This window comes from Actinomadura citrea (assembly GCF_013409045.1).
Classification (GTDB): Bacteria; Actinomycetota; Actinomycetes; order Streptosporangiales; family Streptosporangiaceae; genus Spirillospora; species Spirillospora citrea.
On record NZ_JACCBT010000001.1, the window covers coordinates 1,860,358 to 1,872,062 of the forward strand.

The window sequence follows — 11,705 nt, forward strand, 5'->3', positions numbered from 1 at the left end:
AGCGCGGGCGCCGGCGCACCTGATGCGCGCAAGCGAGGAGGGCCACCAAAACATGGATGACGGGGAATTCGAAACCGGGTTTCCACGCGACCACCGCGCCGCCGCCATTCCGCTGACTCCCGCGCAGCGCCGGCTCTGGCGGCTGCAAGGAGGCCCCGGGGTCGGCCCGTACGCGACGACGTGCACCGTGCACCTGACCGGCGGCCTGGACGTCGACCGCCTCGCCGCTGCGGCCGAGGCCGTCGCCGCCCGCCGCACCGAGTCGCGGCTGGTGTTCTCCCCCCACGATGATTCGGCGGCGGCCCGAACGGGTCCCGTCCAGACGGTCGCCGCCCGGCCCCGGATCACGTTCCGCCGCCTCGACCTGATGTGCCCTGACCGTGCCGAAGGCGCGGCCGAACCGGCGGAACACGCGGCAGAGGTGGAACACCGGACTCCGCTGACCGAGGGCGTCGAACTCAACGTCCTCGCCGTACGGCTGGCCGAGGGCCGTCACGCGGTCACCTTCTCGCTTCCGGCCATCTGCGCCGATGTCACGACGATGCGGAGCCTGGCCCATGAGGTCGTCGAACGCGCGGCGGGCCGCACCCCCCGTGCCGGCGGCCTGCCGTACGACGGCGTGGCCGCCTGGTGGAACGAGATGGCCGAGCTGCCGGAGGGGGCGACGGCCCGGGAGTTCTGGCGTTCCCGCTGCGCCGGGTGGGATCAGCCGATAGAGCTGCCGGGGCAGCGCAAGCACCGGGCCGGGCCGTTCCGCCCTCAGGCCCTGACCGGTTTCCTTCCCCCCGCCGAGACCATGGCGCTGCGCCGCCGGTGCCCCTCGCCGAACGACGCACGCGGCTGGCTGCTGGCCTGCTGGCAGGTGCTGCTCCGCAGGATGACCGGCGCCGGCGCCCTGGTCGTCGGCGTGGCGACGGACCTGCGCCGGCACGAGGAGCTGCGGGGCTGCTCCGGGCCGTTGACCGTCACCCTGCCCGTGCGCCTCGACCGGCCGCTCGACGTCGCCGTCTCGGCCGCCGCCGCCGAGACGGCCGAGCAGATCGAGGCGGGCGATGCTCACGCCGAGTGGTACAGCTGGGAGCGCTGCGTTCCCCCCGCCGCGCCCGGCCGGCCGTCCTGGTTCCCGATCGGCTTCGACTTCGACGCCGGGCAACGGCCCGCGGACCACGACGGCGCCGGCCCGACCGAGTCGTACGGCCACCACGACAGGTTCCTGGTCCGCCTTTCCTGCCAGGACACCGGGGAGCGGATGCGGTTCACGCTCGGGTACGACGGCGACGCGTTGCCGCGTTCCGCCGCCGGGCAGCTGATGGACTCCTTCCTGGCACTGGTGGCCGACTCGCTGGACCGGCCCGACAGCGCCTGCCGGGACCTGGACCTTCTGGGGCCGGAAGGACGACGGCTGCTGCTGCGATCGGGAGGGGACCCGGAGAGCGAACCATCCGGGGCATGCCTTGCGGCACTGGTGGAGGAGCAGGCCGCGCGGCGGCCCGAGGGCGTGGCCGTGGTGTGCGGCACGCAACGCCTGACCTACGGGGAGCTGGAACGCCGGGCCAACCGGCTCGCTCATCACCTGCGCGCGCTCGGGGCCGGTCCGGAGGTGCGGGTGGGGGTCTGCCTGCCCCGCTCGATCGAACTGGTCATCGCACTGCTCGCGGTCGTCAAGTCGGGCGGGGCCTATGTCCCGGTGGACCCGGATCATCCCGGGGAGCGGATCGCCTACGTCCTCGACGACGCCGGTGTGCGGATCCTCGTCACGTCCGGGCGGGCGGGCGAGCGGGCACCCGCGGGAACGGATCTGCCGACGGTACGGATGGACGAGGACGCGGCGGCGATCGACCGGTGGCCTGCCGAGGCGCCGCCGCCGAACACGGTGCCCGGCAGTCTGCTCTACGTCATCTACACCTCCGGGTCGACCGGACGGCCCAAGGGGGTGATGGTCACCCATGCCGCTCTCGTCCGGCTGCTGACCGCCACCCGGCCGTGGTTCTCCTTCGGGCCGGACGACATCTGGACGCTGTTCCACACCGTCACGTTCGACTTCGCGGCCTGGGAGCTCTGGGGCGCGCTGGTGAGCGGCGGCCGGGCGGTCGTCGTGCCGACGGCCGTGACACGGTCGCCGGAGAAGTTCCGCGCCCTCCTGGTGCGGGAGCGGGTGACCGTGCTCAACCAGACGCCGGGGGCCTTCCGCAACCTGATGGCCGCCGAGGACGCGGACGCCACCGAGGGATGGCCGGCGCTGCGCGTGGTGGTGTTCGGCGGCGAAGCCCTGATGCCCGGCATGCTCACCGGCTGGTTCGCCCGCAACGGCGACCAGGCGCCGCGGCTGGTCAACATGTACGGCATCACCGAGACCACGGTGCACGCGACCTACTACCCGCTGTCGGCGGCCGACGTCCCCGCGGCCGATTTCGCCGAGGCGCCGGATTCCCCGTCCTCCGAGCGGAGCCCCATCGGAGTTCCGCTCCCGGACCTGAGCGCTTACGTACTCGACGGAGAACTGCATCCCGTGCCGCCTGGTGTGGTGGGGGAGTTGTTCGTGGGTGGTGCTGGTTTGGCGCGTGGGTATTTGGGGCGGCCGGGTTTGACGGCGGAGCGGTTCGTGCCTGATGTGTTCGGTGGTTCGGGTGGTCGTTTGTATCGGACCGGGGATTTGGTGCGGTGGTCGGGTGATGGGGGTTTGGAGTTTGTGGGGCGTGCTGATTTTCAGGTGAAGGTGCGGGGTTTTCGGGTGGAGTTGGGGGAGGTGGAGTCGGTGTTGGGGGCGCATCGGGGGGTGCGTGATGCGGTGGTGGTGGCTCGGTCTGATGGTGGGGGTGGGGTGGTTCGTCTGGTGGCGTATGTGGTGGCTTCGGAGGTGGGGGGTGAGGTGGGGGTCGAGGAGTTGCGGGGGTTTGTTTCGGGTCGGTTGCCGGAGTACATGGTGCCGGCGGTGTTCGTGTGGCTGGGTTCGTTGCCGTTGACGGTGAACGGGAAGGTGGATCGGGGGGCGTTGCCGGTTCCGGAGGGGGAGCGTCCGCGGTTGGGGCAGCGGTTCGTGGCGCCGCGGACGTCGGCGGAGCGGGTGCTGGCGGGGTTGTGGAGCGAGGTTCTGGGCGTTTCGGAGATCGGGGTCCACGACAACTTCTTCACCCTCGGCGGAGACTCGATCACGAGCATCGTGGTGATGTCGCGGGCCGCCCGCCGCGGTCTGCGCATCACTCCCTGGCAGTTCTTCGAGAACCAGACCGTCGCGGGGCAGGCCCGGGTGGCCGTGCCGGTGGTGGCCGTCGAAGACCGGGCCGGCTCCGCGGCGCCGGCCGCCGGCCCCGCACCGCTGACGCCCGTCCAGCGCTGGTTCTTCGACCAGGCGTTCTCCCATCCCGGCCACTACAACCAGGGGTGGTTGTTCCGCGTCCCCGCGACGGTGGACGCCGATCGGCTCGCCGCCGCGATCACGGGCCTGCTGGAGCGGCACGACGCGCTCCGGCTGCGGTTCCCGCGGGACACCCGGGCGGCCGGGGGCCGGCGGGCGGAGTACACCGCGCCGGGCGCGGCCCCGGCGCCCGCCGCGTTCCGTCGCGTGGACCTGTCCGGCTCGGCGCAGTGGGAACCCGCGCTCGCCCGCGCCCTCGCCGATGCCCAGGACATCGACCTGGAACGGGACCCGCCCCTGCGAGCGCTGCTGATCGACGGCGGCCGGGAGGACCGGTGTCGCCTCGCGTTGATCGCCCATCATCTCGTCATCGACGCGGTCTCCTGGCGGATCCTCCTCGACGACCTGCGGGAGGCGTACCGGGCGCTCGCCGCCGGCGGTGAAGCCGGGATCACCGACGCCACGACCTCGTTCGCGTCCTGGGCCCGCGCGCTCACCGAACTGCCCGGCGCGGTCGCCGACGACCTGGAGTTCTGGCGTGCCCAGCGGCCTTCCGGGCGGTGGGAGGTGCCCCTGGACCGTCAGGCGAGCGGTGCCGGAACGTACGGCGACGCCGAGGACGTCGAGGGAGTCCTCGGCGCCGAGGAGACCACGGTCCTGCTGCGGGACCTGCCGGCGATCCACCACAGCCGCGTCGACGAAGTCCTGCTCACCGCGCTCGCCCTGGCGATGACCAAGTCGTTCGGCATCACTCGGCTGTACGTCGACGTGGAAGGGCACGGCCGGGAGCAGCACCTCGTGGAGGGGGCGGACCTGTCCCGCACGGTCGGGTGGTTCACGGCGATTGCTCCGCTGCTGCTGCGCCTGCCGGACGGCTCGGCCCCGGGCGACGCGCTCGCCGCCGTCAAGGAGCAGATGCGCGCCGTCCCGCACGGCGGTCTCGGCCACGGCATCCTCCGCCATCTCGATCCGGTGCGCGGTCAGGCACTGGCCGAACCACCGGCTCCCCAGGTGAGCTTCAACTACCTCGGCCAGTTCGACGCGAGCGCCGAGACGCGGACGACACGGCCGCCCGGCGATCACCTGGACCTGGCCGCCGCCCCCGAGCCGATGCCCCCGCCGCAGCATCCGGGCAACCGGCGCACGCACCTGCTGGACGTCACGGCCGCCGTGGTCGGCGGCCGGCTCCGGATACGCGTCGGCTACAGCCGTGCCCACCATGACCGGGCGACCATCGACCGGCTGACCGGCGATGTGGTCGCCCGGCTCGGCGAGCTGATCGACCACTGCGGGCGCTCGGGCAGGACGCGATTCCACACGTTGCTCGACAAGGCGCTGGCCCTGGCGCCGGAGACCACGGCCGATGTGACGGAGGCGCGACCAGATGAGTGACACGGTGGAACCGGCGCAGCGGCAGCGGCCGGCGGCGGCCGACGTCATCGAGGACATCCATCCGCTGTCCCCGCTGCAGCAGGGACTGCTGTTCCACACGTTGCGCGAGTCGGACTCGGCGGTCTATCTCAGCCAGACCACGGCCCTGTTGTCCGGGCTCGATCCGGTCGCCTTCCGGCGCAGCTGGGAGCAGACGGTGGCCTGGCACCCGGCGCTGCGTTCGGCCTTCCTGTGGGAGGGCGCGGACGAGCCGGTCCAGGTGGTCTACAGGAGAGCGCCGGTCCGGTTCCACACGCAGGACTGGCGCGACCTGCCCCCCGAGGTCAGGCAACGGCGCCTCACCGCCTTCCTCGACCGGGACCGCGACGAGCCGTTCCGGCTGTCCCACGCGCCGCTGGCCCGTTACGCCCTCCTGCGGCTCGGCGAGGACGACTACCAGTTCGTCTGGACCTACCACGCCATCCTGCTCGACGGCTGGAGCACGGCGATGGTGATGCGGGACCTGGTCCGCCACGGTGCGGCGGCCCGCGCCGGCGAGGTGATGCCGTCACCGGACCGGGCCCCGTACCGGGACTTCGTCGAGTGGACCCGCCTGCGCGACCACGACGAAGCCCACCGCCACTGGCGGGAGACGCTGCGCGGTTTCACGAAGCCGACGCCGCTGCCGGTCGCCGGGCCGGGCGGCTCGGACCGCGGCGGCCGGACGGGGGTGGCCGAGCACACCGCACGGCTCTCGCCCGCGGACACGGAACGCGTCGCCGCGGCCGCCCGGACGTACCGGGTTCCGCTCGGCGTCATGGTGCAGGGCGCATGGGCGCTGACGCTGATGCGGCACACCGGGGTCGACGACGTCGTCTTCGGCCAGGTCGTCTCCGGCCGCGGCGGTGACCTTCCCGGAGTGCAGGACATGGTGGGACTTCTCACCAACACCGTCCCGGTCCGCGCGGCGGCCGCGCACGACGACCGGGTGGGGACGTGGCTGCGGGCGCTCCACGCGCGGCAGTCCGCCACCCTGCAGTACGAGCACACCCCGCTGTCCCAGGTGCAGCGGTGCAGCGAGATGCTCGCCGGGCAGGAGCTCTTCCAGACCGTGCTGGTCGTCCAGAACTATCCGCGGCTGGACGAGACCGGGCAGATCGACCCCGGATACCGTCCCAGCGACCTGCGCGGGTTCGAGACCACCCATTACCCGATCACGGTGTTCGCGGTGCCCGGCGAGCGGCTTGAGATACGGGTGGTGCACGATCAGGCGACGGTCGACGGCGGAAGTGCCGCGCTCCTCGCCGAGTCCGTGCTCACGGCGCTGAACGGCCTGGCCGCCGGCGCGGATCGGCCCCTCGGCACGGTCCCGGTCTTCGGCACGGGAACGGCGGCGACTCGCGGCCTGCGCGACCGGGTCAACGCCACCGAGCGCCGGTTCCCACCCCCGCACACCGTCGCGGAGCTCTTCGAGGCGCAGGTCGGCCGGACGCCCGACGCGCCGGCCGTCCTCCAAGCCGATTCCCGGCTGAGCTACCGGGAGCTGGACCGGCGGACCGACCGGCTGGCGCGCACGCTCGTCGAGCAGGGCGCGCGGGCCGAGGAACGGGTGGCGGTCCTGCTGGAGCGTTCCGTGGAATTCGTGACGGCGGCCATGGCGATTCTGAAGTCCGGGGCCGCCTACGTCCCGATCGATCCCGGGTATCCGGCGGCGCGCATCGCCTGGATGATCGAGGACGGCGACTGCCGCACCGTGATCACCCGTAGTGACCTTCTCGACCGGCTCCCGGCCGACTGCGGAGCCGCGGTCCGGATCGTCTGCCTGGACTCGCCTCCGGCCGAGGGCGGCTCGACCGGGCCCGCGCGCCCGCTGCCGGCGCCGGCGCGCCCCGGCAACCCCGCCTACGTGATCTACACGTCCGGTTCCACCGGAACGCCGAAGGGCGTGGTGGTCGATCACCGGGCGGTGCTGAACACGCTGCGGTGGCTGCGGGAGGAACTCGGCTGCGGTCCCGGCGACGTGGTCGCCTTCAAGACCCCCGTCAGCTTCACCGACTCCGTCTGCGAGGTGCTGTGGCCGCTCTGCCACGGAGCCGCACTGGCCGTCTTCGACGACGACACCGTACGCGACCCGGACGCGCTGTACGAGGCACTGGACCGGCACGACGTCACCTACTGCCAATTCGTGCCGCGCCAACTCGATCTGTTCATGGCCGCCGCGGCGCGGCGCGGCGACGATGATCCCCTGCCACGCCTGCGCAGGGTCTTCAACGGCGGTGAGCCATTGCCGCAGTCCTTCGCCGTCGAATGGGACCGGCAGTTCCGCAACGGCAGGATCGCCAACATCTACGGCATGACCGAGTCGGCGATCTATGCGACCTACCAGGCTCTGCCGCGGGGGTTCGCCGAGAGCCGAGGGGCCGTCCCCATCGGCCGTCCGATCGCCAACACGCGAGTGCACGTGCTCAATCGCGAACTGGAGCCATGCCCGCCTGGTGTGGTGGGGGAGTTGTTCGTGGGTGGTGCTGGTTTGGCGCGTGGGTATTTGGGGCGGCCGGGTTTGACGGCGGAGCGGTTCGTGCCTGATGTGTTCGGTGGTTCGGGTGGTCGTTTGTATCGGACCGGGGATTTGGTGCGGTGGTCGGGTGATGGGGGTTTGGAGTTTGTGGGGCGTGCTGATTTTCAGGTGAAGGTGCGGGGTTTTCGGGTGGAGTTGGGGGAGGTGGAGTCGGTGTTGGGGGCGCATCGGGGGGTGCGTGATGCGGTGGTGGTGGCTCGGTCTGATGGTGGGGGTGGGGTGGTTCGTCTGGTGGCGTATGTGGTGGCTTCGGAGGTGGGGGGTGAGGTGGGGGTCGAGGAGTTGCGGGGGTTTGTTTCGGGTCGGTTGCCGGAGTACATGGTGCCGGCGGTGTTCGTGTGGCTGGGTTCGTTGCCGTTGACGGTGAACGGGAAGGTGGATCGGGGGGCGTTGCCGGTTCCGGAGGGGGAGCGTCCGCGGTTGGGGCAGCGGTTCGTGGCGCCGCGGACGTCGGCGGAGCGGGTGCTGGCGGGGTTGTGGAGCGAGGTTCTGGGCGTTTCGGAGATCGGGGTCCACGACAACTTCTTCACCCTCGGCGGAGACTCCCTCATGGCCGTCCGCGTCGTCGGGCGGATCCGCGAGGCCTTCCCGGCCGACTACACCCTGCCGGAGCTGTTCGCCGCCCCCTCCATCAGCGGATGCGCCGCCGCGGTCGAGCGCCTGCTCAGCGATGCGGCCGACCTGGACGCACTGGTGGACGAGGTGGCAGGCCTGTCCGACGAAGAGATCGCCGCCAGGCTCGCGGAAGGCGAGAAGTCACATGAGTGAAGCAACCTCCGGTCCGTCCGACCGCGCCGAGCGCCTCGCCGCCCTCAGCCCGCGGGCACGCGAACTCGTCCTGCGCCGGATGCGCGGCCCGGCACGGGACGGCGCCGCGGCGACGGGCCCGGCGGACCCGCGGCCGGTGCCCCGCACCGGCGCCCCGCTGCCCGCGTCCTTCTCCCAGGAGCGGCTGTGGCTGCTGGACCGGCTCCGCCCCGACTCGGCGGCCTACGTCGTCTCGACCGCCGGACGGCTGCGCGGTGACCTCGACGTCGACCGGTTACGCGCCGGACTCGCCGACCTGACCGCCAGACACGAGATCCTCCGGACGTCCTTGGCCTGGACCGGCGACCGGACGGCCCAGATCGTCCACGACTCGGTGACTGTGCCCTGGGAGATGACCGACCTGTCGGCCGTATCCGACCCCCGCGCCGACGCCGAACGGATCCTGGCGGCCGATGTCGAGCGCGGTTTCGATCTCACGGCGGCGCCGCTCTGGCGGGCGCGGCTGGTGCGGATGGGCCCGCGGGACCACCTGTTCGGCGTCGCCATGCACCATACGATCACCGACGCATGGTCGGTCGGCGTGCTCCTCTCCGAGCTCGGTCGGCTCTACACCGCGTCGCGCAGGGATCCGGCGCCGGAACGGCCGGTGCTGCCGCCGCTGCCCCTGCAGTACGGCGACTTCGCGGTCTGGCAGCGCGAGCGCCTGACCGACGACCTGGTCGCCGGATTGACGGGCTTCTGGAAGGAGGAGCTCGCCGGCGCCCCGGAACTGCTGGCCCTGCCCACCGACCGGCCGAGACCTCAGGTGCGGAGCGGCCGCGGCGCCCGCCATGACTTCGAGGTGCCCGGCGACCTGCTCCGGGCGGCCCGGGAACTGAGCGGCAGCACCGACGTCACGCTGTTCATGGCATTGCTGGCCGCGTTCGTCACCGTGCTGTCGCGATGGTCGGGAGAGACCGACGTCGTCGTGGGAACACCCGTCGCGGGGCGCCACCACCCGGACCTCGAGGGCCTGATCGGCTTCTTCGTCAACAGCGTGGTGGTCCGCACGGACCTGTCCGGCGGCCCCTCGTTCCGGCGGCTCCTCCACCACGTGCGCCGGCAGTCCCTGCGCGCGTTCGAGCACCAGGACCTGCCCTTCGAGAAACTCGTCGAACACCTGGCGCCGACGCGCGACACCGCCTACAACCCCCTCTTCCAGGTCAATTTCGGGTTCGGCAACGTACCGCGCGGCCACCTCGACCTTCCGGGGACGGTCGCGGAGCCGGTGGCCGTCCCCAGCGGCGCCGGAGCGAAGTTCGACCTGTCGCTCTACCTGAACGAGGACCGGGGCCGGCTGGCCGGAACGTTCGAGTACGCCACCGACATCTTCGACGCGGCGACCATCGAGCGCCTCGCGGGATACCTGGTCGAGGTCCTTGCCGCCGTCACCGCCGATCCCGACCTGCCCATCGCCCACCTGCCGGACCCGCGACCGGGACAGCGGCCGGGAACCCCGTCGGGGAGTACTCCGGAGACCGGCGACCCCGGTGAGCCGCCCGCCCCGTCCCTCTGGCCGGCCTCCCCCGGCTTCGTCGAGCCGCGCGACCGCTGGGAGCGTTACGTCGCGCAGGTCTGGTCGGAGGTGCTCGGCGTCACGCCGATCGGCGCGCACGACGAGTTCTTCGAACTCGGCGGCAGTTCCATGCCGGGGATGCTGGTGGTCGACCGGCTGTGCAGGCTCACGGGCCGGTCGGTGACCCTGCACGACCTGTACGCGACGCGCACGGTGGAGGCGCTGGCCGACTGGATCCGCTCCGGCGAGACGATCTCGCCGGATCCCCAGTTCGTCGTGGAGTTGCAGCCCGGTGGGCCGCGAGCCCCGCTGTTCTTCCTGCACGCGGTGCTCGGAGAGCTGTACCACTATTTCGAGCTGGCCAGGGCGCTGGGCACCGGCCGGGCGCTCTACGGCGTCCAGAACGACGGCTTCTTCCACGGCGGAGCCGACCCGGGCGTGCTGACCATGGAGCAGATGGCGGACCGCTACGCCGAAGAAGTGCGCCGGGTCCACCCGGAGGGGCCGTACCACCTGTGCGGCTTCTCGGGAGCGGGCAGGTTCGCGCTGGCGGTCGCCGACCGCCTGCACGCCGCAGGCGACCGGGTGGGCACGGTGGCGCTGCTGGACACGGCACCGCTCACCGACGCTCCACCCGCACCTGACCGCGCGTTCATCCTCGCGGGGTGGCTGCTGTTCTCACCGCCGGAGGATGAACTGCGCGGGCTGGACCCGCGGGCGCAGTTGCAGCGGGTCCTGGAGGCCGGAAAGCGCGCCGGTGACCTGCCGCCGGACGTCGAGCCGGCCGAGTTCGAGTCGTTCTGCCGCCGTCTGGAGCTGAACGCGCGGGCCATCTCCCCCTACCGTCCGTCCTATCCGGGAACGGTGACGCTGCTGACGCAGCGGGACCGCACCGACCGCGACCTGCCGGCCGAGTGGGCCCGCTTCCCGATCGGCGGCCTGAAGGTCGAGGAGATCGACGCCGGCTCCCATATGGAGTTCGTCTACGGACCGGCCGTCGCCGAGGTGGCCCGGCGGCTGGAGGCATGCCTGGACGAGCCCGCGCACGGGGACCCGGGAGCGGACCGGTGATCCACGAATCCGTGGTCAGCTGCATCGGCCGCACGCCGATCGTCGCGCTGCGCCGGCTGTTCGACGACCCGGGCGTCGAGGTCCTCGCCAAGCTGGAGATGCTCAACCCCGGCGGCAGCGTCAAGGACCGCCCGGCTCGGCACATCATCGAGGAGGGCCTGCGGAACGGCGCCATCGCCCCCGACTCGCACCTGGTCGAGAGCACCTCGGGCAACTTCGGGATCGCGCTGGCCATGGTGTGCCGGATCTACGACCTGGCGTTGACGGTGGTCGTCGACCCGAACATCACCGCCACGAACCTGCAGCTGCTGCGCCGGTACGGCGCGAACGTCGACATGGTGAGCGAGGGCGACGGCAGCGGCGGCTACCTGGAGCAGCGCCTGCGCCGGGTCCGGGAGATCGTCGGCGCCGTGCCCGGGTCCGTGTGGGTCAACCAGTACGCGAACCGGCTGAACTGGCAGGCGCACGCGGAGACCACCGGGAAGGAGATCCTCGCCGACGTCGACGGGCCGCTGGACTGCGTGGTCATGGCGGTGAGCACCACGGGGACCATCCACGGGGTCGCCCGGGCGCTGCGCGTCGCGTATCCGCGGTTGCGGGTCGTCGCCGTGGACGCCGTCGGCTCGGTGATCTTCGGTCATCCGCCGGCCCCGCGCCGGGTGCCCGGCATCGGTGCGGGCCGTGTCCCCGAGCTCCTGTGCCGGGACGAGATCGACGACGTGGTCCTCGTCGACGACGACCAGGCCGTCCAAGGCTGCCACGAACTGCTGCGCTCCGAAGGGATCCTCGCCGGAGGGTCGTCCGGGGCCGTCGTCGCCGGGCTCTGGCAGCTCCTGCCGCGGCTGCCTCGCCCGGTGCGGGTGCTGACCCTTCTACCGGACCGCGGTGAGCGCTATCTCGACCTGCTCTACGCGGACGCCCCGGCCGAACCGAGATTCGACTGGTCGTCGTCACCCCCGCGGCGACCGCTGAGCCGCTCGTGAGGCCGGCGCCCGGTCGACCGCCCG

Annotated in this window: 4 protein-coding genes; all 4 read left to right on the top strand. The window is 72.2% G+C overall.

Annotated features, from left to right (window positions below; genetic code table 11):
- Positions 1-52 precede the first annotated feature (52 nt).
- Genes BJ999_RS08855 through sbnA form a run of 4 tightly spaced genes read left to right on the top strand, consistent with a single transcriptional unit; the run spans position 53 to position 11,681 of the window.
- Positions 53-4,747, top strand: a complete 4,695-nt coding sequence (locus BJ999_RS08855) for a non-ribosomal peptide synthetase (RefSeq protein WP_179832842.1) — start codon at positions 53-55, stop codon at positions 4,745-4,747.
- The gene (locus BJ999_RS08860) at positions 4,740-8,072 is read left to right on the top strand and encodes a non-ribosomal peptide synthetase (protein ID WP_179832843.1); all 3,333 of its coding nucleotides are present in this window, start codon (positions 4,740-4,742) and stop codon (positions 8,070-8,072) included. Before BJ999_RS08855 ends, BJ999_RS08860 begins: the two co-directional genes overlap by 8 nt.
- Complete coding sequence (locus BJ999_RS08865; RefSeq protein WP_179832844.1) at positions 8,065-10,698, top strand: condensation domain-containing protein; 2,634 nt, start codon at positions 8,065-8,067, stop codon at positions 10,696-10,698. The genes BJ999_RS08860 and BJ999_RS08865 overlap by 8 nt, the downstream gene beginning before the upstream one ends.
- Positions 10,695-11,681, top strand: a complete 987-nt coding sequence (gene sbnA, locus BJ999_RS08870; protein WP_229810442.1) for a 2,3-diaminopropionate biosynthesis protein SbnA — start codon at positions 10,695-10,697, stop codon at positions 11,679-11,681. Before BJ999_RS08865 ends, sbnA begins: the two co-directional genes overlap by 4 nt.
- The last annotated feature ends 24 nt before the right edge of the window (positions 11,682-11,705 follow it).